Source organism: Bacteroides sp. RTP31139st1_H2_RTP31139_211217 (genome assembly GCF_040227615.1).
Lineage (GTDB): Bacteria > Bacteroidota > Bacteroidia > Bacteroidales > Bacteroidaceae > Bacteroides > Bacteroides uniformis.
This window is the reverse complement of sequence record NZ_JBCNZM010000031.1, coordinates 10,418-33,428: the sequence shown is the minus strand read 5'-3', so window position 1 is coordinate 33,428 and position 23,011 is coordinate 10,418. Positions and strand designations below refer to the sequence as shown.

At 38.6% G+C, this 23,011-nt stretch carries 21 protein-coding genes and 1 pseudogene; 19 read left to right on the top strand and 3 right to left on the bottom strand.

Annotation, left to right across the window (positions count from 1 at the left end; all coding sequences use genetic code 11):
• Positions 1–8 precede the first annotated feature (8 nt).
• From ABUA47_RS07385 to ABUA47_RS07320, 14 genes are all read left to right on the top strand, one after another.
• Entirely contained in the window at positions 9–1,277 is a 1,269-nt protein-coding gene (locus tag ABUA47_RS07385; protein WP_005868845.1) for a nucleotide sugar dehydrogenase, read from the top strand.
• Positions 1,264–1,707, top strand: a complete 444-nt coding sequence (locus tag ABUA47_RS07380; protein WP_005868848.1) for an acyltransferase family protein — start codon at positions 1,264–1,266, stop codon at positions 1,705–1,707. The genes ABUA47_RS07385 and ABUA47_RS07380 overlap by 14 nt, the downstream gene beginning before the upstream one ends.
• A gap of 564 nt (positions 1,708–2,271) precedes the next feature.
• Positions 2,272–3,804, top strand: coding sequence for a lipopolysaccharide biosynthesis protein (locus ABUA47_RS07375; RefSeq protein WP_005868853.1), 1,533 nt, complete (start codon positions 2,272–2,274; stop codon positions 3,802–3,804).
• A complete protein-coding gene (locus ABUA47_RS07370; RefSeq protein ID WP_005868855.1) occupies positions 3,801–5,135 on the top strand; it encodes a glycosyltransferase in 1,335 nt (444 codons plus the stop codon). The genes ABUA47_RS07375 and ABUA47_RS07370 overlap by 4 nt, the downstream gene beginning before the upstream one ends.
• 2 nt (positions 5,136–5,137) lie before the next feature.
• The gene (locus ABUA47_RS07365; RefSeq protein WP_005868857.1) at positions 5,138–6,313 is read left to right on the top strand and encodes a glycosyltransferase family 4 protein; all 1,176 of its coding nucleotides are present in this window, start codon (positions 5,138–5,140) and stop codon (positions 6,311–6,313) included.
• Positions 6,314–6,520: 207 nt separating this feature from the next.
• The gene (locus ABUA47_RS07360) at positions 6,521–7,450 is read left to right on the top strand and encodes a glycosyltransferase family 2 protein (protein ID WP_227980259.1); all 930 of its coding nucleotides are present in this window, start codon (positions 6,521–6,523) and stop codon (positions 7,448–7,450) included.
• Positions 7,437–8,537 (top strand): glycosyltransferase family 4 protein, encoded by a 1,101-nt coding sequence (locus ABUA47_RS07355; RefSeq protein ID WP_005868860.1) that lies wholly within the window; start codon positions 7,437–7,439, stop codon positions 8,535–8,537. The genes ABUA47_RS07360 and ABUA47_RS07355 overlap by 14 nt, the downstream gene beginning before the upstream one ends.
• Positions 8,534–9,622 (top strand): EpsG family protein, encoded by a 1,089-nt coding sequence (locus ABUA47_RS07350; protein WP_005868861.1) that lies wholly within the window; start codon positions 8,534–8,536, stop codon positions 9,620–9,622. The genes ABUA47_RS07355 and ABUA47_RS07350 overlap by 4 nt, the downstream gene beginning before the upstream one ends.
• 27 nt (positions 9,623–9,649) lie before the next feature.
• Positions 9,650–10,564 (top strand): glycosyltransferase family 2 protein, encoded by a 915-nt coding sequence (locus ABUA47_RS07345; protein WP_005868862.1) that lies wholly within the window; start codon positions 9,650–9,652, stop codon positions 10,562–10,564.
• Complete coding sequence (locus ABUA47_RS07340; protein ID WP_005868863.1) at positions 10,545–11,123, top strand: acyltransferase; 579 nt, start codon at positions 10,545–10,547, stop codon at positions 11,121–11,123. The genes ABUA47_RS07345 and ABUA47_RS07340 overlap by 20 nt, the downstream gene beginning before the upstream one ends.
• Positions 11,120–12,256: a glycosyltransferase family 4 protein gene (locus tag ABUA47_RS07335; protein ID WP_005868864.1), complete on the top strand. Its 1,137-nt coding sequence runs from the start codon at positions 11,120–11,122 to the stop codon at positions 12,254–12,256. The genes ABUA47_RS07340 and ABUA47_RS07335 overlap by 4 nt, the downstream gene beginning before the upstream one ends.
• A gap of 5 nt (positions 12,257–12,261) precedes the next feature.
• The gene (locus ABUA47_RS07330; RefSeq protein ID WP_005868865.1) at positions 12,262–13,602 is read left to right on the top strand and encodes a sugar phosphate nucleotidyltransferase; all 1,341 of its coding nucleotides are present in this window, start codon (positions 12,262–12,264) and stop codon (positions 13,600–13,602) included.
• A 355-nt stretch (positions 13,603–13,957) separates the two neighbouring features.
• Complete coding sequence (locus ABUA47_RS07325) at positions 13,958–14,605, top strand: hypothetical protein (RefSeq protein ID WP_005868866.1); 648 nt, start codon at positions 13,958–13,960, stop codon at positions 14,603–14,605.
• A gap of 611 nt (positions 14,606–15,216) precedes the next feature.
• The gene (locus ABUA47_RS07320; RefSeq protein ID WP_005868867.1) at positions 15,217–15,372 is read left to right on the top strand and encodes a hypothetical protein; all 156 of its coding nucleotides are present in this window, start codon (positions 15,217–15,219) and stop codon (positions 15,370–15,372) included.
• Between the two features lie 44 nt (positions 15,373–15,416).
• On the opposite strand, the gene ABUA47_RS07315 is transcribed toward ABUA47_RS07320, so the two are convergent.
• Genes ABUA47_RS07315 through ABUA47_RS07305 form a run of 3 tightly spaced genes read right to left on the bottom strand, consistent with a single transcriptional unit; the run spans position 15,417 to position 18,163 of the window.
• On the bottom strand, positions 15,417–16,400 hold the full coding sequence (locus ABUA47_RS07315; RefSeq protein ID WP_005868869.1) for a hypothetical protein: 984 nt from the start codon (positions 16,398–16,400) through the stop codon (positions 15,417–15,419).
• Positions 16,401–16,427: 27 nt separating this feature from the next.
• On the bottom strand, positions 16,428–17,828 hold the full coding sequence (locus ABUA47_RS07310) for a relaxase/mobilization nuclease domain-containing protein (protein ID WP_005868870.1): 1,401 nt from the start codon (positions 17,826–17,828) through the stop codon (positions 16,428–16,430).
• A complete protein-coding gene (locus ABUA47_RS07305) occupies positions 17,825–18,163 on the bottom strand; it encodes a plasmid mobilization protein (RefSeq protein ID WP_008770294.1) in 339 nt (112 codons plus the stop codon). The genes ABUA47_RS07310 and ABUA47_RS07305 overlap by 4 nt, the downstream gene beginning before the upstream one ends.
• 403 nt (positions 18,164–18,566) lie before the next feature.
• On the opposite strand from ABUA47_RS07305, the gene ABUA47_RS07300 reads away from it, so the two are divergent.
• The 5 genes and pseudogenes from ABUA47_RS07300 to ABUA47_RS07280 all read left to right on the top strand — a co-directional run.
• Positions 18,567–19,265, top strand: a complete 699-nt coding sequence (locus tag ABUA47_RS07300; protein WP_005868872.1) for a ParA family protein — start codon at positions 18,567–18,569, stop codon at positions 19,263–19,265.
• Positions 19,266–19,269: 4 nt separating this feature from the next.
• Positions 19,270–19,752 carry a DUF3408 domain-containing protein gene (locus tag ABUA47_RS07295; RefSeq protein WP_005868873.1) on the top strand — a complete coding sequence of 161 codons (483 nt, stop codon included), beginning with the start codon at positions 19,270–19,272 and terminating at the stop codon, positions 19,750–19,752.
• Between the two features lie 692 nt (positions 19,753–20,444).
• Positions 20,445–21,575, top strand: coding sequence for a hypothetical protein (locus ABUA47_RS07290; RefSeq protein ID WP_349824555.1), 1,131 nt, complete (start codon positions 20,445–20,447; stop codon positions 21,573–21,575).
• A 244-nt stretch (positions 21,576–21,819) separates the two neighbouring features.
• Positions 21,820–22,413: a Crp/Fnr family transcriptional regulator gene (locus ABUA47_RS07285; protein ID WP_005868875.1), complete on the top strand. Its 594-nt coding sequence runs from the start codon at positions 21,820–21,822 to the stop codon at positions 22,411–22,413.
• Between the two features lie 309 nt (positions 22,414–22,722).
• Positions 22,723–23,011, top strand: a pseudogene (locus ABUA47_RS07280) (hypothetical protein); the annotation flags it as partial.

The following is a 23,011-nucleotide window of genomic DNA, read 5'->3' as shown; positions in this document are numbered from 1 at the left end:
ATGAAATTATGAATGAAACTAAAATTTGCGTAATTGGTCTTGGTTACGTAGGGCTCCCTTTGGCTCGTCTTTTCTCGACAAAGTATAAAACGATAGGTTTTGACATGAACCAAGCTCGTGTGACTGCTTTGATGGCAGGTCATGATGCGACACTCGAAGTGTCAGATGAACTACTCCAATCTGCCCTTGCCAATGGTTTTAAGTGTACTGCCAATATAGAGGAAATCCGTGATTACAATTTTTATGTAGTTGCCGTTCCCACTCCGGTAGACAAAAACAACAATCCGGATTTGACTCCGCTTTACGGTGCCAGCACAACTGTTGGTAAGGTAATCTCCAAAGGGGATATTGTGGTGTATGAATCTACTGTTTATCCAGGTGTTACAGAAGACGAATGTATCCCGGTTGTGGAAAAAGTGTCCGGATTGAAATTTAATGAAGATTTCTTTGCTGGCTATAGCCCTGAACGTATAAATCCGGGAGATAAACTTCATACAGTAGAAAAAATCAAAAAGGTTACTTCCGGTTCTACGCCTGAAATAGGTAAGAAAGTAAATGAGGTATATGCTTCTGTAATTACCGCCGGTACACATCTCGCTCCTACGATGAAAGTAGCGGAAGCAGCCAAAGTAATAGAAAACTCACAGCGTGATATCAATATCGCATTTGTGAATGAGCTATCCAAGATATTTACTAAAATGGGCATTGATACACAGGATGTACTGGAAGCAGCTTCTACCAAATGGAATTTCCTGCCATTTAAGCCTGGGCTGGTTGGAGGCCATTGCATTGGAGTTGATCCGTATTATTTGGCTCAATGTGCACAACGTCACGGTTATAATCCTGAGATAATCTTAGCCGGTCGCCGAATGAACGACGGTATGGGGGAATATGTGGCCAACCAAGTTGCGAAATTGATGCTGAAGAAAGGAATACAGGTGCTCAACTCTCATATCCTCATATTAGGGTTTACTTTTAAAGAAAACTGTCCTGATGTGCGGAACACAAAGGTTATAGATATTTACAATGCTTTGCGAGAGTATAACGTACATATCACCGTATATGATCCTTGGGCCAATCCTGATATAGTTATGCGAGAATATGGAATCTCGGTAACGAACCAACATCCTTTGGATAAGAAATTCGATGCGGCAATTATAGCTGTAGCACACGAACAGTTTATAGGCTTTGATGTAAAAACGTTACTAAATGCTCAACACGTCATATTCGATGTTAAAGCTATCTTTGAAAAAAACGTTGTAGATGGTAGACTCTAATCGGATTGTCTCCTTTGACATATTGAAAGGGGGAGGAATTTTATTGGTCATCCTTGGTCATATACAAATCCCTTACATGTTGAAAACCGTTATTTACAGTTTTCACATGCCCCTTTTCTTTTTTGTGTCAGGCTGTTTCTTTCGTCCAATCAGTTTGAGAGAGTTTTTTGCAAAAAAGACCAGACAATTACTGATTCCTTGGGCCTTTTTTGCCTTTTTGTTGTTCGCATATTTGTTCGTTTTGAAACTTAACGAAACTCATAATTGGGCAAAAGCGATCTCGCTCCCTGTAACGAGTATGTTTGATGGTTTTCTCGGTGATGAAAACTCTTTTATTTTATTTCATGTAATTTGGTTTTTAATTTGTTTGTTCGAGGTTTCATTCGTTTATTTATTGATACATAAAATCACCCCTACAATAAAGCATTAACAATCAGCGCATTATGTATATTATTATATGGAGTAGGATATTGGTTAAATGCTAATAACATTGATTTGCCATATTTTATTGACACAACAATGTCTACCTTGATTTATTACCATCTTGGTTTTTGCTTCATGCGGAACAAATGGTACGGCATGAAGGTTTCACCGATATACTCATTATTCTTGCTTATTATCGCCATTGTTTTCATCGTTCTATTTCCCTCTTACGTTGACTTAAAATCAAACAATTTTCCATTGCATCTATTGTTGCTTTCAATGGTTTTTATTATGAATTTTTATTGGTTTATCAATTCATATTTTAATTCGAGAAAGCTGAAACTTATTCCATTGGATAAAATATTGATTTGGTGTGGAATTAACAGTTTGGCATTATTGGGGCTACATATATTATTTGTAGATACATTCTGGATCGTGCGCAATAAGTTACATCTTGTAAACTACAGTTGGACCATATTGGAATTTGCACTCATTGTTGCAATATGCTATTTTGCGACAACCTTAATAAAAAGATACATTCCGTCTGTATTAGGAAGATCATAAGCTTGCTATGAATAAGACATCGTCCGTAAATAATAAAAAAATATTCAAGAATACAGTGGCACTTTATGCACGTATGTTGCTGTCCATGATTGTATCACTATATACATCACGGATCGTGTTAAATGCACTTGGTGTAGATGATTATGGCATTTATGGACTTGTCGGCGGTATTGTTGTCCTATTTAGCTTTTTGAATGTAACGATGAGTGGAGCGACTTCACGCTTTCTTACAGTCGAACTTGCCAAAAATGACCCTCGACAACTCCAACAAACATTCAATACAGCCTTTATATTACATATAGGAATTGCAATTATAGTCTTGTTTTTGGCTGAAACGGTCGGACTTTGGCTGTTATTCGAAAAATTGAACATTCCAGATGAGAGAATGAGTGCAGCTGTTTGGGTGTATCAATTTTCAATAATTTCCTCAATGGTCAGCATCACTCAAGTTCCATACAATGCGACTCTTATTTCGCACGAAAAAATGGACGTGTATGCTATTGTGGAAATTGTTGGATCACTGTTGAAGTTGCTGATCGCTACACTTCTACTTATTACAGTATGTGATAAGCTCATTTTATATGGAGGACTTATGCTCTTATCTTCATTCTTGATTGCAATGACATATCGCATTTATTGCATTAGGCATTATGACGAATGCCGGATTAATTGGGAATGGAATAAGGTTATCGGCCGTTCTCTGTTTAGCTTTTCAGGATGGAATCTTTATTCCAATATTTGCTTTACTACTCGTCAACAGGGAACAAATATGTTGCTTAATATATTTGGCAGTACAGCTGTTAATGCCGCAGCCGGATTGGCAACAACTGTGCAACTGATGATTGAACAAGTATCAACCAATTTGGTAATGGCTTCGAGGCCGCAAATTATAAAGCAATACGCATTGACCGATTTCAATGCCATGATACAATTACTAAAGCAAACTACTTGTTTGGCAAATGTGTTATATCTGTTGGTTGCTATTCCTTTTATCTCTGAAATACATTATGTAATGAATTTATGGCTCGTGGAAGTTCCTCCATATACAATTGAATTCTGTATTTTATTGATAGTCTCAAGCTTCATATCATTGAATAATAATATTATATATATTGGAATACAAGCTGTCGGACGTTTGAAATTTTATTCATTTATGGCGGGGACAGTATCATTATCAGTCATTCCGATACTTTGGTTATTGTTTAGTAAAGGTATCGGCTTGACTTGGGCTTTTGGATTGCCTATAGTGAGCACATTATTGATTTATATCGTTTGCTCATATACACTCCATCATTATGTTGAAGATTTCAAACCGATACGTTTTTTCTTCACAACGATGGTAGTGAATCTTTTCATAAGTATTCCTTCTTTTACCGCAATCCTACTCATACAACATATCTTGGTTGAGTCCTTTACAAGAGTGATTATCGTGGCTCTTAGTTCTTCAATAATATTGGTTGTTCTGTCCTATTATGTGCTATTAGACAAAGAAAATAAGAAAAAAGTAAAAGCATTGATTTTAAACAAATTAAAACGATGAATAAAAACATACTTATAATTACTCCTTTTTTTCCGCCACAGACTCATGCTGCGGTATTTAGGGCATTTAAACTTGTAAAATATCTTAAACGTACAGGTTGGAATCCGATAGTACTGACGGTTAATCGTAATTATCTATATTTAGAAGATCCTGATTTGTTGGACGAAGTCCAAGACGTGCCTATTTATCAAGCCAATTATATAGAACCGACATTGCGCGGCCTTAGAATGTTGCTTGGAGGAGAAGATACTTCACTCAAAGCCATTACAGCCAAAGCAAAAACTATTGGTGCACAGTCAAAAAGCACGGATACAGTCACCTCTAACAAGCAATCTTTATTCGGTAAGTTTTATAAATATATACTAGACCGATGGATTCAAGTTCCCGACCGCTTTAGATTCTGGGAAAGAAGTGCCGTGAGGATGGGACGAAAAATAATTAAAGAACATGATATATCTATCATATATACCACTTGCCTGCCTTTTACCTCAAATAGAATCGGTATGCGACTTAAACATCTAACCGGAGTAAAATGGGTTGCTGATTTCAGGGATCCTACCACATACGCTAAGCGAATGTATTCTGATTATTTTCCTGTTTTTGCCAAGCAAAAGAAAATTGAACAAGATACTTTTAAATACGCTGATGCTATTACTGGTCTGTCGGGAGCATACCTGAATATATTTAATGATTTATATGAGGGACGATACTCAAATAAATCATATTTTATTCCAACTGGAGTAGATGATGATTATTTGCCTTCTTTTCAAAATAGAGAAAAAGAGAATTATATAATATTCGTGGGTGAATACCTCCATGAATATAAAGATAATTTCTTGAAAATATTTGCCGAAGCTGTCAATTCTAAGGAATTAAAAGGCAAGGGTTGCACCCTTAAAATTGTGGGTAATAAGAATATCAATCAAAAACAAACGGAAGAATTTGTCAATGATTTGGGAATCTGTAACAACGTGGAATATATCAATCATGTACCGCAGCGTAAATTGTATGAATTGATAGTTAATGCAAAAGCAGCAGTACTTATTCCCGGACACACGGCTTTATGGTGGACTAATTTCGCAAAAATGGTCGATTATATCGCATTACAAGTGCCTGTATTAGCAATGGTGCCCATGACTAGCGAAGCACGAACCGAATTGATAAAAGCAGGCATAGGTATTTTTATAGATACTCCTCAGCAAGGTGTTACTGTCATCAAACAAGTATTTAGCGAAAAATTTCCAATGACGGCAAACAAAGAATATTGCCGCCGTTACTTGGCATCGCAACAAACAAAATCTTTCATTGATATTTTCCAAAAAATACAATAGAGATGCATATAGCGTTTTTAACTACAGAATATCCGATATTGGGTATGAAATGTGGCGGAATCGGAATTTTTATCAAACATTTGTCTCATCTTATCGTTAAGAGTGAGACTGGTGTGAAGGTATCAGTTGTGTATTGGGGCAATAAGTTTACAGAAACTGTGTGGGACGATGGTATATCTGTGATACCTATAAACCAGCCTCATAAGTCTCCATTTTCTTCTTTTATCAATAGAAGGTATCTAAATAAAAAGTTAAATCTATTAGTGGCAAAGATTGGCATCGACCTCGTTGAATCTATCGACTGGGAGGGACCTTTGGCTTTTTGTAGTTTATCTGTACCAGTAGTTACAAGATTACATGGTTCAAATGTGTATTTCGATCATTTGTCTGGAAACAAAACTCCATGGAACGTACGGCTTATGGAATATAATGCTTTGCGTAATTCTGATGCCTATATAGGAGTTAGCCGACAGGCTCTCGACCTGACGGATAAATTATTCAGTCTGTCTTCGAATAAGAGAAAATGTGTAATATATAATCCTGTGGATATAAACATGCCCCCTCTTTCATCTAGTGACATGAACAAAAATACAATAACGATACTTTATTGGGGGACAATTGTTGAGAAAAAGGGGGTACTTGATTTGCCTCTTATTTTCAACAGGATATGCGAGCAAAACGACAATGTCAAACTCATTCTCATCGGACAGGATGCAGTAGTGAATGGTTCTTCGACATGGGAAAAATGCAAATCTCTCTTTTCAAAGCAATCGATCGGTTGTGTATCGTATTTAGGTCGCTTACCTTATGACAAGACTATGTCATACGCTAACAGTGCCGATATTTGCATATTTCCAAGCCATGCAGAAACTTTCGGTTTGGTCTTACTGGAGGCAATGTTACTGCGGAAGGCAATTGTTTGTTCCGATATCGATTGTTTTCAAGAGATTATAGGAGACAGTAACTGTGTTTGCAAATGCAGGGTGAAACGTATCGATGAATTTGCAGAGGCTTTGCAACGGCTAATCTCGAATCCCATTTATAGGTGTGAACAAGCCGACAGGGCTTATCTAAATGCAACTGCTAGATTCAACACCAACGAGATAGTGGCACAAAACATCGAATTTTACAATCGAGTTATAAGAGATAGCTCCAAACATCATGTAGAAGAATCCTAACTCAACTGCTTTATTAGAAAATTTAAACGGACTTTTTATTTATAAAATCACATATTCATACGAAGGGGAGTTAAGGCTTTTTTTGTATTGCCATCTTGAAGAAAGTCAAACATTTCAGTACAACTACGTAAAATATAGAAATGCTTCATTATAGTGAAATTTCTGATAGAGTATAATTCCTAAACGAAGTGATTAATTTCTTAACTCTTGATTCATATTATTCATAAACGCCTTATGCAAAAAGGGATAAGCATTATTTTGCCCACACTTAATCGGGCTGATTATCTGGCAAGTACAGTTGATTGCTTAATAGAGCAAGATTTTGGGGAGCCGTATGAAATAATTATTGTAGACCAATCGGCAGCCATTGACAGTACTATGTATAGTCGTGCAAAAGATAGTGATACATTGATTAAGTACTATCATGTGACTGAATTTAGAGGGCTACCTGAAGCTCGTAATTTCGGTGTGCAACACACACAATACGCCTACATCCTATTTCTAGATGATGATATCGAGTGTGACTGCAACCTGCTCAAAGAGCATTACAAGTTCTTGTCACAACCTGATATCGCAGTAGTGGCAGGGGGAATTACAGAAAAATATAAGAATAATCCCAAATCGAAAAATGTAGGCAAGTTCCATTTCTATACGGCAACTCCAGAACGGGGATTCCACATTAATCATAAAGAATATGTAGATCATGGCGGAGGTGGAAATTATAGCATAAAAAAAGACATATTTTTAGAAGTTGGTGGTGTTGATGAATATTTGAATTATGGAGCTGCTCTATATGAAGAAACCGAAATATGTTTACGAGTAAAGGAACTTGGATACAAAGTTTTTTTTAATTATGATGCTCATGTATGGCACTTGGCTGCTGATACAGGCGGTTGCAGGGTTCTGGATATCAATCGCTATATTGCTTCATTAGTACATAACCGGGCTTTATTGATTAGCCGTCATCTCAAATGGTATCATAGGCCGACTGCTTACATCTATTTGTTGCGTCTTGTTGCATCATACGCTTTTACTTACCGCAATCCCGGACTGTTTAGACTTTTTGCAAAAACTTATAAAGAAGGTTATAAAAAAGGAAAACTAACTCCTAAATATACTCATTATGCAAACATCTAACAAACACATTTTTATTGTAACCTATGATTATCCACCAAGTAATGGTGGTATTGCAAGGCTTTGTTTTGAACTGAAAAAATATTTAGAGAAAAAAGGACTGAATGTTACAGTCATTTGTCCCCAAAGTACTTCTACCGATGCAGAGGAGGATAATAATGTGGTGAGATTGCATGGAAGAAGAGGAATATTGGAGTTGCGTACATTGAAGTATTTACGCAAAAAAACTGTTCCCGGTGATATTGTAATTACCGGGAATTATCATCCAGAGGGAATGCTGTCTCTATTGTCAAACAGAGAAACCTATATATTGGCACATGGAGCCGAATATCTTGCCGGAAAGAGTTTTTTCCGACGCTGTATTTGGCCTACTTATCGACGTTTTATACTAAGAAACGCCTCTTGCGTGATTGCTAACAGTCATTATACAGAGACATTAGTAAAACATTGTTCTCCAAATGCTAAAACAATCGCTATTCCGTTAGCGGTTGATGCAATTCATTTTCGCCCTACTTGTGAAAAATATAAGGATGGCTTGCTACACCTCTGTTCTATTTCTCGATTGGAAAAATTTAAAGGACATGATTTTATTATCCGGACGATAGCTTCTTTACCGGCAAAGTATAAGCAACAAGTGCGATTGCATCTCGGAGGTAAAGGAAAATATAAGAGTGCACTTGAGCGGATGGTTACCGATTTAGGATTGTCAGATATTGTATCATTTGAAGGTTTCATTGATGATAATAAACTTTGCGATTTCTATTCAGCCTCGCATATATTCATTCTCTGTACACGTGAAGAAGCGGATAATAGGAATGTAGAAGGATACGGGCTTGTTTTTGCCGAAGCGCAAGCTTGTGGAACCGCCGTTATAGGTACTCGTACAGGTGGCATTCCCGATGCTGTCGAGGAGAATAATGGCGGTTGGTTGATACATCAGGACGCCCACGAAGAATTGGAGAATTTACTCATTAAGTTAATCGACGATAAATCTCTTGCTATAAATGAAGGTCGTAATGCACGTCGGCGCATAGAAGCTAAAATTACGTGGGAACATTATGTGGACCAAATTTGTGATGTCATTTTATGAGTATTAGTCTATATATAGCCTTATATTACAACTTGTTGCTGCTATTAGTTGTTTACATCGCTATTCAACCGGTCAGGGCAGAAACAGTAAGACAGCCTTATATCAACAACCAGATATTTAGCCTTGCTTTACTCTTGATTGTATATGTTCATGTAACTTTCCGACCGACCGATTATCACTACTTTGGAGATACTTCAGCTTATGCCATGGCTTTCCAAAAGAAAGCCTTCTATGGTACGGTTGCTATAAGAGATAGAGATATTGGTTTTGAGTATCTTACCTATTGGCTTTCACAACTCGTCAATTTAAAAGGGTATTGGTTTGTTCTTTGCTCATTATATATATTGCCTGTTTTCTTTGCTTTAAAGAAACGATTCAAACAACAATATGCTGTAGCACTAGTGTTGTTCGTTTGTTCTTTGAGTTTTTGGGGATACGGAGTAAATGGACTGCGTAACGGAATAGCTACATCGTTAGTTATCTTCTCTTTTCTTGTTCCAAACAACGATATTAAACGAATTCCTGTTTGGATTATAGCATGTCTTTTCCATCAATCCGTCATGTTGCCAATTGGCTGTTTCTTGCTGACCCGACTTTCAAATAATCCCAAACACTACTTATACTTATGGGGAACGTTTTTCCTGCTTATGCTTGTTGCACGTGATTCTTTCTCCACTTTGTTGACAAACATTCCTTGGTTTGAACAGGATAAAAGGATGTCTGAATATTTGAATATGTCTTATAAAGGCATGGAGCAAATGTTCTCTAATATTGGATTTCGCTGGGACTTCATTATTTATAGTTTGATACCCATTATCGCAGGAGTGAAATATATCTATACATATTGCTACGAAGACAAATTGTTTATCCGTTTATTTAATACTTATATAGCAAGTAATGCGTTCTGGCTATTGACCATTCATGTACCGTATAATAACAGATTTGCTTATCTATCTTGGTTTCTTTATCCTATAGTATTGATATATCCCTTGCTAAAAGATAACTTAATAAATAACCAGGGAGAACGAATAAAATGGATTATTCTATGTTATTATATGTTCACTTATGTAATGTGGATAAAATAAAATACAAAACAATAGAAAAAGATTTTTATGAAAGATTTAGTTACTGTATTTACACCGGTATATAATAGGAAGAATTTAATTGGAAATCTATATCAGAGTTTGTTGTCTCAAACCTATAAAAATTTTGAATGGATTATTGTTGACGATGGGAGCACTGATGATATTGATGAAATTATAAAATCTTATCAAAATGAAGATCGTATATTAATTCGTTTCATCAAACAAGAGAATGGTGGAAAACATAGAGCAATCAACAATGGCGTATTACATGCAAAAGGAGAATTATTTTATATTGTAGATAGTGATGACTATTTAACAAAAGACTCTATAGAACGAATAGTTTTTCATTATCAATATATAAAGAATAATGATAAATTTGCTGGAGTTTGTGGTATGAAATGCTTTCCAGATGGTTCTCGTATAGGGAAAGAGGTTACATGGAAAATTTTAAAAGATTCTTGGATTAACTATTGGATTATAAAAAATATAAAAGGGGATGTTGCGTTTGTTTTTAAAACATCAGTCCTGAGAAATTATTTATTTGACGATATACCCGGAGAAAAATTTTGTGCAGAAAGTTTGGTTCTAAACCGTATTGGAAAAAATTACCTTATGTTATTTTTTAATGAAAAAATATACATCGCAGAGTATTTATCAGACGGTTTATCTGTTTCATCAATCAAAAACAGAATGAATTCACCTAATTATGCCATGAGAATTTATTCAGAAATGGCATCACTAGATATTCCATATTTAAAAAAAATAAAAGCTCATATAAATTACTGGCGTTTTGCTCCTTGCTCTAAATTGAAAATGAAAAATAAAATAAAACAAATAGGAATTTCTAGTTATATTATTTTTATGCCTATTGGCTATTTGTTTCATATGAAAGATAAAAAAAACAATTATATAGATATTAGACATGTCGGATCTAAGCGGTAGAACTTTATTTAAACGGATTAAACCATTAATTAAGGTATTCGTTATAGTAGATTCATATCTTCCTAGGAAACTTAATAATTTTTTATTTGTAAGTTTAAGAGGTATTGGAGGAAAAGTTGGTATTGTGATTAGATACATATTGGTGAAAAATCTAGCAAAAAAATGCGGTGATAATGTTGTAATTAAAGAAAATGTATATATATCTAACATAGAGAAACTAGAACTGGGAGATAATATCAGTATTCATCCGATGTGTTATTTTGAATGTAGCGGAGGATTGATGATCGGAAATAATGTGTCTATTGCCCATTCAAGTTCAATACTAACAAGTACTCACACTTATTCTGATTTTAATTTACCTATTAAATATAATGAAATCCTAAAAAAAACGGTAGTTATCCATGATGATGTATGGATTGGTTGTGGAGTGAGGATTTTATGTGGAGTTCACATTGATACAAGATGTATAATAGGCGCAAATAGTTTGGTTAATAAAAGTGTTGACTCATTCTCTATTTATGGGGGAGTTCCTGCAAAAAAAATAAAATCTTTTCAATGAAAAAAAAGAAATTATTCAAAATAACAAATTCAGCTTATTTTCAAGTCCGGCAACTTCAAGGTCAATTGAATTATTTTTCCGCATATTTCGATGTCATTGCCGTTGCCCCTAAAGGAGAAGGTTGGGAGGAATTACAGAAGCAACAGGCACGTTGTATTCCGGTAAAAATGTCAAGAGCCATAAATCCGATTTTCGATTTAATAACTCTTTTCCAATTGGTAAAACTTTTTATCAAAGAGAAGCCGACTATTGTTCACTCGCACACCCCCAAAGCTGGTCTTTTGGGTATGTTAGCAGCATGGATAGCACGTGTGCCGATCCGTATGCACACGGTAACAGGCTTCCCATTGACGACGGCTACGGGCATAAAAAAACAAATTCTTCGTTTTACGGAACGGTTAACTTACGCTTGTGCCACAAATGTATATCCCAATTCACAAAAGATGTGTGATATTATTTGTTCAATGGGGATCGGCAATCCTAAAAAAATGCTTGTTATCGGTAATGGTGGTTCAAATGGAATTGATACGGCATTCTATTCGCGAAATGCTACACAAGATATTAAGATTTCAACTTTCGATTTCACGTTTGGTTTTGTAGGTCGTATATTTTATGAGAAAGGAATCAATGAATTAGTAGCTTCTTTTATTCGATTACAGAAAGATTATCCTAACATAGGATTACGTTTAATCGGCTTTATGGAAGAAAACCTTTATCCGGTTGATGATTGGGTAAAACAAGAGATTAGCACAAATTCTCACATTGAGTTTGTCGGCTTTCAACAAGATGTTCGTCCCTATCTAATGGGGTGTGAGGCTTTTGTTTTTCCCTCCTATCGTGAAGGTTTCCCTAATGTTGTCATGCAAGCTGGGGCCTTGGAATTACCACAAATCGTTACAGATATCAATGGTTGTAATGAAATAATTGTTCAAAACAAAAATGGAATAATTGTTCCACCACAAGACGAACACGCATTGTATAAAGCCATGAAATATTTTTTGGATAATCCTAATGAGGTAAAAAGAATGGCAAAGAATGCAAGGGCAATGATTACATCACGTTACGAACGCAATAAATTTTGGAAATTGATGCTTGAAGAATACTATCGGCAAATTAAAAATCGAATTAAATAACATCTATGCAAATCATACTGTTATCCGGCGGTTCTGGTAAACGCCTATGGCCGCTTTCCAATAATACACGGTCAAAACAATTTATCAAACTGTTGACTGCGCCCGATGGCTCGAAAGAGTCGATGGTGCAGCGGGTGGTACGGCAATTACGAGAAACCGGCATCTGTGATTCGATTACTGTGGCAACAAGCCAGTCACAACGGGATATCATCATCAACCAGCTTGGAGAAGAGATTCCTGTAGTTACGGAACCGGAGCGTCGCGATACATTCCCGGCTATCGCTCTCGCAAGCTCGTATTTGGCCTACAAACGAAAATGTTCCACCGATGAGATTATAATCGTCATGCCTTGCGACCCTTATACCGAAACAGGTTATTTTGAAACGATTCGCAGGATAGCGGATGCAGTGAAAAACAATGTAGCCGAACTAGTATTGATGGGAATTAACCCCACATATCCGTCAGCAAAATACGGATATGTAGTGCCAGTCAATGATGTACAGAACAAAGGAATATTTCAAGTATCACGCTTTACGGAAAAGCCAGATATGATAACTGCCGAGAAACTTATTTCAGAGGGTGCTTTCTGGAACGGAGGCGTATTCGCTTTTCGGTTGGGGTATATGACAGATATTGTAACCCGACACATCAAAACCGACACTTTTTCAGAAATTCGTTCTCGCTATGGGGAATTTCCGAAAATCAGTTTTGACTACGAAGTCGCTGAAAAAGCGCAGTCGGTAGCCGTCGTACCTTTTGCCGGAGAGTGGAAAGACCTTGGTACATGGAATACGTTGACTGATGAACTATCGGAACACACCATGGGCAATGTTGTCATGGATGAAGAATCCGAAAATACCCACGTCATCAACGAACTTGGACTGCCAATCATGTGCATTGGCACACGGAATCTAGTTATCGCAGCATCAAATGATGGAATCCTAATTTCGGACAAAGATAAAAGCGAGAACATCAAAACTTACGCTGACTGCCTACAACATCGGCCAATGTTCGAAGAACGTCGCTGGGGTGAATACAAAGTTGTCGATACCGCCGAGTTTTCCGACGGTTACAAATCACTTACCAAGCAACTGAAAATCAAATCCGGTAAGAGTATCAGCTATCAGGTACACCGCCATCGCGATGAAGTCTGGACGTTTATCGACGGCGAGGGAGAACTGGTACTCGATGATATCAGGTCGGTTATCAGCAGAGGCGATACGATTACAATCAAGAAAGGTGTTAAACATGCAGTCAGGGCTATCTCTGAATTGACGTTCATCGAGGTGCAGTCCGGAAATCTACTTGCAGAAGAAGACATTGAACAATTTGACTATAAATGGTAAAATCCTTCGTTAAAACCTCTGACAAAAGAATGAAGTTGGTTTACAAGAAAGTTATCGAACCTCAATTAGGCAACCTGATATCCATATTGAAAAAGAAATGATAATCTATAGCATTGATTATTATCAACAAGATCAAGATTGTACTCAATGTGGAAAACATTCGGAATGTATTTGCCGGTAAAATGATAAAATATCACTATCCATATGTAAGTAAGTATATATACCGGACACAGGATCTTGCGAAAGTAGCTTCGTTTTCAGATTCTAAACCGCAGAAACAGCATTACGCAAAAATTAATGGGTTGGAAAAACTTATTATAAATACTGGTAATGAACCTTTTCATTGATTTTTCTAATGAAAAAGACCATCCTTCAATACATGACCGATATCTATCAGGAAGATATTCCCAAACATATCCTTCAAGAAAACAAGATACGCCTGAATTCTTTTTTCCTGGAACAGGAATCCGTACAGAAGAAAGGGACTCAGTTTATATTCAGATATGCATTCTACTCCGTTGAGAAACCCCGAAAGATCACGAAGCAGCATCTATTGAAAGAATATGCAGGGGTGCCTTTGGAAAAAAGGAGCGTACAACCGGAACAAATACCCGATATGAAGCAATATAGTGATATAATACTGTATGGAGATGCCAGCTCTCCTGAAGCACAGCAACAGCTGGCGGAATACCTCCAACAACATAATTCATTAAAAGTCCAGTTGTCTTTTTTTGACAAGAGAAATGATTCCACTAGCAAGGATGAACAAGCCATCGCATATGCGGAACTACAGAAGGCGCTATTTTTTTGCCAAAGAAAAAAGATACCTCTCCTGTTCGTTTCCTTAAAAGGGATGATAGACGACATCCGTTTTCTCAATCTGCTGGAGGAGAGCCATGTCGATTTCAGATGTATCGATTTTCCATGGTTCTGCAAGGAGAATCTGCCTCTGATAAAGGCAGTTGTGCTATATGAAAAGTTGGAAATAAGAATAAATGTATAAGATATCAAGCTTACAGATTGGACTTCAATGTTGCAGCATTGAGGTTTATGAGAAACAATTCTAAATATATTTCTGTTTGGCGAAATCTTATTCTAAAAGGAACTCTAAATAAAAGAATCCACCTTCAGATATCTTTCTTCACTTATCCTCAAAGTATATAATCCAAACATAAATATCAGACCTATTTTCCCTATAACTGAGTAATAAAAAGATTATTCCCCAACACCGTAAACAAAGAAATAACAGAAGCACTTTAAAATGGTGTATCTAACTCACTTTTTTAAGGATAATATCCCTGTTACAGTTATCTGTAGCAGGTGATCCTTTCAAATTGGGCATTAGATGCACCCTTTTCCTTATTCCAACAAATGCGCCTCTTGTAACCTCACCAATTCCCAATACATCTTCAAAAACATCTCCAGATACACCTTCAGACTCGGGAAATAGACGAAAGACTTCCAGCAAAAGAAAGGCACATGAATGGCCGTTCATTCGGAACCTCCATTTCTGGATAGCGTTTCTTTGTCCATCCAAAATAATCTCTATCGGGACAGAACAATAAACAAAAGCATAAATATCAGGCAAAATTGTCCCGATAAAAGAATTATAACATGACTATTGAAGATGAAATCCTCCAATACCTGCACTATCATCCTCTATCAAACAGGGTTGAGATAACGCTTGGGATAACCAATCCTCCCAGTGGCAGGATTGTAAAAAGACTACTGGCCGATGCCGTAACCAAAGGAATGATAGAAGTACTCTAACAATAGTAGTGCCACTATTTTATAAGCAGCACTGCAATTGTTCCTTACCCCAGCAAATGCACCTCCTGTAACCTCACCAACCCCAAATACATCTTCAAGAACACCTCCTGATACACCTTCAGATCCGGGAAATAGACGAAAGACTTCCGGGCAAAAGAGAGGCACGTGAATGGCCGTTCATTCGGAACCTCCATTTCCGGATAGCGTTTCTTCGCCTGGTCAACCGCCATCTTGTTCAGTGAAGCCACGAAGTTAGCCTGGCGTATCGGATTCCATTTCGGGGTTTCAAGAATCACCATCCCATCTTTCCGCTCAGGAATAACCAAATATTCATCCTGCACGTTACGGACGTAATAGCACACAAAAGACAAGGCCTCATAGACATTATCCCCTACATGAATACCGATAACCCGTTCTTCAACCGGTGTACCGGCAAAGCATTCCGCAATCTGTTTCATGGCATACCCATGCAACAAGGCAGCATCAGAAGCCAACAGATAAGCCGGTGCGGTACGCTCTCCTCCCTTATCGATGGCAGCAAAGACAGAAGGACTCCAACAGAGATGGATGAGCTTTCCTTTTTCTTTCTCACGAAGGGAAGCGACACATAAACGGTTATCAAAGACCAAACGGGCTTCTTTCGTTTCCGGATGGAACTGGAACACGTTCCGTACCCTGTCCGGCTTATGGATATCCATCATCAGATAGCCCTGCCAACCGGACACGTGCTTTGTCTTCAAGACGGTTTCGCTTTCCTCCACATCGAAAAGATAAGACAAGAGCTTTTCTCGCTTACAACATACGAAGAGAGAAAGCTCGTCCTGTTCTTTCATCTGCTGCATATCCAAGGAAAGAACAAAAGCCAATTGCCAAGGAGTAAGCTCGGAAAAGCCATGTAATTCAATACAAGACAACGCATCCTTCTCCGGTGAGTAAACGACATATCCCCGGCCACCTATCTCATATCTCAACATGAAATCCCCCTGTTCAGTGGGATGATAATTCTGTAAAACGGTCTGATAATTCATAAAGCAAATATATTAAGTTAGTATTCATCATAATGAGAAATCGGGACCACTCTTGCGTTTCCGTTTCTTTTTGGACGGTATGAGATCATCCTCTTGCGACTTCTTCCCGCTGCCGGTAATGTCAAGTTCCGGAATGGCCATAACTCCCCCACCCTGCATATAGAAAGCCTCACGATCCACCCGCTCACGGAACTCCCCTACCCTATCGATATGTGGCGAGAGACCGACAGCCACACCATCGAAATGCTTCTGGATATTCTGATAAGTGAGCTTACGGGAAAGATCCGCACCTTTAAAGACATGAGCATTTTCCACGTTTTCCATATAAAAGGAAATCCCGTATGCGCCTTTGCTGTTTACATGTTCCGTCACACGGATCGATTCTTCCGCCAACCTTTTCTTAAAATCCTCATAGCCTAAAGAAGCGTTCAATGCCTTAAACACATGGTCATAGAGATAATGCTTCTGTTCATCGGCGCTCATGCCCCGGCCATCAAAACGAATATTACCAAAACGATATTTCTGAGGAAGTGAAACGTCCTTCAGGTAAAAGCCTGAATCCTTGATGCCATAGACATAATAGGATTTGTCCTTCTTGGTGACCAGACGCATATACAATCCTTCTTGTTCCAGGTTCCTTCGGAAATCGGATGTACTTTCGGAAAAAGAGTAGATGCGGTCAAGCTGTTGTAACAGTTCATCCTTGAACAAGGGGTTGAAAAAACCTCCTTTTTCCAGCAATGCGAAAAGGTTGTCATAGCTTTCATCCCCCAATAGGACACGCCATTCTTCATTGGCCAATTTTATTTCTTGCAAGGGTTTATTCAAAGACCGGTATGTATCGGATTGTTCCAGGACAGCCGATACCTTATCCTTGTAATTATAACTACGCATGGCTTTCTTCAAGGCCGCATCGAAATAATAGTTACGGTATTGCGCCTCTCCCAACGTGGTTCTCTTGCCTCCTTCCCTTTCCAAAGGCAACAGACCGTACTTCTGCTCCAGTTCCCTTGAGATCTTTTCGGAACGGCTGTAATTATTTCCGGAAGGAATGCTTTTGCCTTCTTCATCAATTGTGGTCAGCAGCACATGCACATGGCTGTGTGCCTTGTCGGTATTTAGGACAACGGCATAACAGGACTTTCCGTACCCCATCCTCTCGATATATTCCCCGGCAAGAGAAAGCCACTGTTCATCGGAAAGGCTTTCTCCCGGATAGAGGCTCAGAATAAATTCCGCATAAGGTAGTTTCACCCGGTCATTCAACTGGGAGATAAGTTTCATGTAGGCTGGCATGGCGGCCAGTTCGTCACCAGTGGAGGTGTAAAGCACTTTTCCGTTTCCTTCCTTGACCTTGGAAAGCTGGTATTCAATTTTCCGGCTCATGGACAGGTGGGATGAGAAAGAAGGTTGTATCTCGGCTATCATAACAATTTCCGGTTAATGGTTTCTACATCCGAAAGGTATTGGTTAATCCGATCCAATGAATACAATATATTTTCATCGGACGGAAGCGTATTGATATGTTTGGCAAGCTGGTTGATATTGGCTCCTATTTTACGAAGTTCATATATCATTTGCACATCGGTTTTCGATATGCTTCTGCCTTTCAAGGCAGACTCTCTGATAAAGGAAGAAAGGGATTTTCCCTCTTCCTTTGAACGTTGAAGAAGCTGTTCTTTCTCGGCTTCCGTCAAGCGGATCTTTATACTTATATCTCGATTCTCTTTCATATATACAGAGTATGTGAGTGTAACGAACATTGGTCGGCAGCTCGGCTGTCGCAAGGTTTTTTGTACCCACAAAAACATACCTTGCATTAGCAAAGATATACAATAATACTCAGCTGTGAAACAAAACCAGACAAAAGTCTTGATTTCTTAATCCAGATTAACCGCTCACTTTGTTACAAAGTAACTACGCACATTGTAACAGGCGAACGGAAAGCCATTAGTTACAAAATACATAATTACTAATTATATTATTACAAAGTATGAACATACATACTTAATTATAAGATTAAGTATGTACATATTTATATTTATATTTATATATGTAATTACTTATACAATTAAGTAAAAAAGTGTATAATAAATTAATTATAAAAGTATGCAATTATTTAATTTATTATTTATATATTTGCGCACATACTTAAAAACGTACATTATGGGACAAATATTACCAGGAGTAGTCGTAGCTTTTGAGAATCCCAAGGGCGGGGTAGGGAAGTCTACGCTGACAGCTTTGTTTGCAGGTTATATTCATTCGCAGTCAAACGAAGAGGGGGGCTTATCCATTGCCGTGGTGGATATCGACGACATGCAGAACACTATCGGAAAATTACGTGAGGACGAAGCCGAGGACGGAATCATGAAAAAGGAAGAAGAATATGAGGTTATCAATATCTCTTCCTCAGAGTTCATCAACCAACTGGATTTCCTTCAGGACAATTACGACATTATACTTGTCGATTTTCCGGGTAACCTGAAACAAAACGGTGTAGTTGAAACGCTGCACTTCGTTGACGTGATCATCATTCCCTTCGAACCGAACCAGACCGATTTAAGACCTACATTGACCTTTTACTATAACATCTATGAAGGGATTATCGAAAGCCGTCGAAAGATTGGTAAAAAGACTACCGTGCGTGGTGTTATGAACCGTGTTCTTCCGAATGTGCTGGAGTTCAAAGAAATTTTGAAAAATAAAAAAACCTTGCCTTTCGAGTTGATGCAAAACTACATCAAGGATTCAAGGGTTGACTATCAACGCAATTTAAGTACGCTGAGTAAAGCGTACCATCATCCCTGTGATGCTTTCTGTGAAGAGGTATTGGAATTAATCTGTAACCATATAGGAGAATAAAGCTATGGCAACCAACAAAGAAAGGACATCATCAGCCGCCATGAGAAAACTCTTGCTGCAAAGCGCCAGTAAGAAAGAGCAGGAAATCCAGCAGATCGGAAGTGTTGCGGAAAGCACTATCCCCCAACCTGCGATTGAGCACCCCATCCATGAAGAGGTGAAAGAATCGGCTCCAGTCAAAGAAACCGTCCAAGAACCTCAGCCGGAACAAATGGAAAAGCCGGAATCCAAACCTTCCGTGCAGTCTTCTCCAAAAACAGAAGAAAGCAAAGTCTGCGGAAAAAAATTCTCGGAATATCTGGAAGAGCGAAAATTAAAGAACACCGAAGTAATCCGGATATCCAGCGAAACCCACAGAAAGCTGAAGCAGATTGCTATGGCCACTGGATTAGGAATGCACAACATCGCAAACAACATTCTTGAAGACATATTGACCAGCCATAACAAGGAGATTCAAGCGATACTGAAGAAGTATATGAGCATCTGATTCTACTTTCGGAAAAATATATACGCCTGTTCGACTGCATCCGTCGGGCAGGCGTTATTTTTGCACACCGTTTTAGTGAAGGCCGGCATTGAACCGGGACACTTTTACACAACTGCGGAAAAATCCCTTTGCCTATTATCCTGGACAATATGTTAAAGAATTCAAACCTCTACTTGTTTCCACCTCAAAATTTTTTCCGAAAGTAAGAATACGGTAACAAAATCATTTCTTCGTTTTATTTAGGTTTTTAGGGATTTAAGTATTTGTGGGACACTTTTACACAACTAATAAGGGAGGTTTTCCGTATAATCAACTATATTATTGCAAGTTAGCACTTACTGGCATCTTCTCGTAACCGGGACACTTCTGCACAACTAACCGACTATTCGGGACACTTCTGCACAACTGAACAGGAAAGTCGGGATACTTTTACACAACTAGAATCTGCATTCGGGACACTTTTACACAACTAAATCAGGAATCCGGGACACTTCTGCACAACTAAACCGGCCATTCGGGACACTTTTACACAACTGGGGGATCGGAAACAGCCGTAGTCGGGACACTTTTACACAACTAAATCAAGAAACAGCACGAAAAAAATGCTTTGGAATCTTCATTTATAGGGAGTTAGATTCACTATCTCCGTAAAAAAACGTATCTTTGCATCAGTAAACAACAAGTGTCCGCCTATGAAGGAAAGTAATACACAAAAAGAGTTGAGCAGAGTCCCCAGGACTCTCAGCGAGTCTTCCAACACGAAAGTATTGGAAGTTCTATTTGATGCAGGCGGCACTGTCATGTCTGACATTATCATTTACGTGGCATCTTCACAAATGAAAGATCTGTTCGGCGACTGCTGGTTCTCCATCAACGATTTTTGTGAGGTCATGGGGTATGAACGAACCAAGTTGCAACGAAAACTGACCGAGAGGCAGCTTGATTTCCTGTTCAGCAACCAACGTCCGGTATATATCACCGAACAGAACGGCCAAAAGATAGAGCATCCGATAGAGAACACCTTTGAAGCGGCGTTATACCGTTTAGGGACATCCAACCTCAGTGTAGCATACGCCATGAACGGCAAGACGCAATATAAGTTCATTCAAATACTGGACCGCTTTGAGATAAAGGATAACTTCGGCACGAAAAAGCGCACCAAGCGGAATTACAACGTGCATCTGAGCAAAGATCTGATGAATACTTTGCTTACCGAATACAATCTGCTGGAACTGAAAGACTACCGTAACCTGCCCAACCGCAAAGGCTACCGCAAGTTTTATCTGAACCTGGCGAAAATGATTTACCTGATCAAGTATAAGATTGACCAAGGACAAGCACCTTATTTCACCGTTACGGTTGACCAACTTGCCAAGGAATTTGATGTAACGGTAAAGGACAACCATGACCGGAAGAAGAAGGTGACCAGCATCTTAAACGGTATCAACAAAAAGCTGGAGAGAACCAAATTCCAATACCAGTACATCAAAGGAAAAGGGGAGAAGTGGCCCTACACCGTACAGTTTTTCTTTGACCAGGAAACATTGGAATATTTCGACGAAAAGATAAAGGCGATACTGACCTCGCAATATCACGATGCGCTTAAATCATGCTTCTTGTTAAACAAGAAAGGCATTCCCGTGAGCAGACATTATCAATATAAGGATTTCTTTAAATTGGGAACCGGCGAATATTATCATGAATTTACCGCATGGCTTTATTCTGAAGAGGACAAGGAGATTAAGGAGAACATCTACCGGGATATCTATATAAAGGTAGTAGGCATTCGTCCAGAAGACCTTGCCGTCAACTTAAATCCCTAAAAGTTGGAACAAAAACCATAAAATAGTATCTTTGCAGCGGATTGTCAGAAAATTGGCAGCCCGCTTTTTACATACGTCCGTCTGTCTAACAAAAGAGTGGCATCTATCGTTAAGGAATTAACAACAACAGGCGCATGCCTGTACCAGTATGAAACTGGTACGGGGCGTGCCTTTGTTGTTGGAACGCCACGTCCATGTTAGAGGGTACGTTTCCGTACCCTTATATAAACATAAAACAAATTCAATGGTTCAAACAATTGCCACCCTGATAGATGAGACGCTCATGGTAATGGGCGCCCATCTTCACGTGCGGATGACAGACGAAGAAAAGGCGTATCTTGATGCTCATTTCGAGCTTATCCATATCAAAAAGGGAGAACACCTCGTCACCAGGGGCGAGGAAGTATGCTACCTCTATTATCTGGAATCCGGCATCGTCCGGTTATGGTTTCCGGACAAAGAGAATAGAGAGATTTCAGCACGGTTTATCCAAGCCAAAGAGTTCATCAATTTTTTCCTTTCACATGAAGAACACCATGCCCACTACAATATCAAGGCATTGGAGCCATGCAAGATCTGGAGATTGCCCAAAAAAGATCTTCATCAGCTATATGAGTTATCCATCAATTTCAACAAGCTGGCCAGAATACATTTGGTAAGATCCATCAACCGCAAAATAATAAGGGAAGAGGAGTTTTACACACTGGATGCCGAAGCGCGTTACAAAGCGCTTTTGGCCAATGAAAAATGGCTGTTACGTTCAATACCCTTAAAAGACATAGCAAGTTATATCGGCATCACGCCACAAGCATTGAGCAACATCCGAAAGCGCATATAAACCAAACCCTATAAGCCGGGCAGGACAGTTTTACACAACTAATCCTATCCGGCTTTTTTCTGTAGAATTATTCCACACCTGCCGGTTTACGGCACATGTATTTTTTAATGCACATTAAATAAACACGAAAGGCCCTTTAAAAGCCCTTCATAAAATTTGTCCTCCCGTATATAATCTATATGTTTGGAGCGAAAACAACGCGATAAGCACCTTGATTCGGTTCTGCCGACAGGAATCCGCGTAAATTGGAAACACCGTATGAGACAAATAGAAAAATATATAACATTAATAACCTAAAGAGTAATTCCCATGGAACACATCAGACTGACTGCTATCAGCCTTAGCCTGCTGTTATGCACCGTAAGCGCTTTTGCGCAACGCCATTATGAGAACATCCCGGCACTTGAATTGAACTACGGCACTAACCTGTTCGGCAATGCAGGCAACTATTACAACCTGTCCTTTTCCAGATACATCAACCGGACAAGCTATTGGAAAGCCGGGTTTAGCTATTTTGAGAAACCTTACGAATATACAGCCAACCTACCGCAAGTCTCTACCTTGAACCCGGAAGAAACGATTCCCGAAACGATACATG

Bases quoted from the DNA above. Each gene is read 5' to 3' on its own strand.
- ABUA47_RS07330 (WP_005868865.1), top strand. From the start codon at position 12,262: ATGCAAATCATACTGTTATCCGGCGGTTCTGGTAAACGCCTATGGCCG.
- ABUA47_RS07375 (WP_005868853.1), top strand. From the start codon at position 2,272: ATGAATAAGACATCGTCCGTAAATAATAAAAAAATATTCAAGAATACA.
- ABUA47_RS07355 (WP_005868860.1), top strand. From the start codon at position 7,437: ATGCAAACATCTAACAAACACATTTTTATTGTAACCTATGATTATCCA.
- ABUA47_RS07285 (WP_005868875.1), top strand. From the start codon at position 21,820: ATGGTTCAAACAATTGCCACCCTGATAGATGAGACGCTCATGGTAATG.
- ABUA47_RS07385 (WP_005868845.1), top strand. From the start codon at position 9: ATGAATGAAACTAAAATTTGCGTAATTGGTCTTGGTTACGTAGGGCTC.
- ABUA47_RS07340 (WP_005868863.1), top strand. From the start codon at position 10,545: ATGTCGGATCTAAGCGGTAGAACTTTATTTAAACGGATTAAACCATTA.
- ABUA47_RS07325 (WP_005868866.1), top strand. From the start codon at position 13,958: ATGAAAAAGACCATCCTTCAATACATGACCGATATCTATCAGGAAGAT.
- ABUA47_RS07380 (WP_005868848.1), top strand. From the start codon at position 1,264: ATGGTAGACTCTAATCGGATTGTCTCCTTTGACATATTGAAAGGGGGA.
- ABUA47_RS07290 (WP_349824555.1), top strand. From the start codon at position 20,445: ATGAAGGAAAGTAATACACAAAAAGAGTTGAGCAGAGTCCCCAGGACT.
- ABUA47_RS07300 (WP_005868872.1), top strand. From the start codon at position 18,567: ATGGGACAAATATTACCAGGAGTAGTCGTAGCTTTTGAGAATCCCAAG.
- ABUA47_RS07370 (WP_005868855.1), top strand. From the start codon at position 3,801: ATGAATAAAAACATACTTATAATTACTCCTTTTTTTCCGCCACAGACT.
- ABUA47_RS07305 (WP_008770294.1), bottom strand. From the start codon at position 18,163: ATGTTCGTTACACTCACATACTCTGTATATATGAAAGAGAATCGAGAT.
- ABUA47_RS07315 (WP_005868869.1), bottom strand. From the start codon at position 16,400: ATGAATTATCAGACCGTTTTACAGAATTATCATCCCACTGAACAGGGG.
- ABUA47_RS07345 (WP_005868862.1), top strand. From the start codon at position 9,650: ATGAAAGATTTAGTTACTGTATTTACACCGGTATATAATAGGAAGAAT.
- ABUA47_RS07320 (WP_005868867.1), top strand. From the start codon at position 15,217: ATGACTATTGAAGATGAAATCCTCCAATACCTGCACTATCATCCTCTA.
- ABUA47_RS07335 (WP_005868864.1), top strand. From the start codon at position 11,120: ATGAAAAAAAAGAAATTATTCAAAATAACAAATTCAGCTTATTTTCAA.
- ABUA47_RS07365 (WP_005868857.1), top strand. From the start codon at position 5,138: ATGCATATAGCGTTTTTAACTACAGAATATCCGATATTGGGTATGAAA.
- ABUA47_RS07310 (WP_005868870.1), bottom strand. From the start codon at position 17,828: ATGATAGCCGAGATACAACCTTCTTTCTCATCCCACCTGTCCATGAGC.
- ABUA47_RS07295 (WP_005868873.1), top strand. From the start codon at position 19,270: ATGGCAACCAACAAAGAAAGGACATCATCAGCCGCCATGAGAAAACTC.
- ABUA47_RS07350 (WP_005868861.1), top strand. From the start codon at position 8,534: ATGAGTATTAGTCTATATATAGCCTTATATTACAACTTGTTGCTGCTA.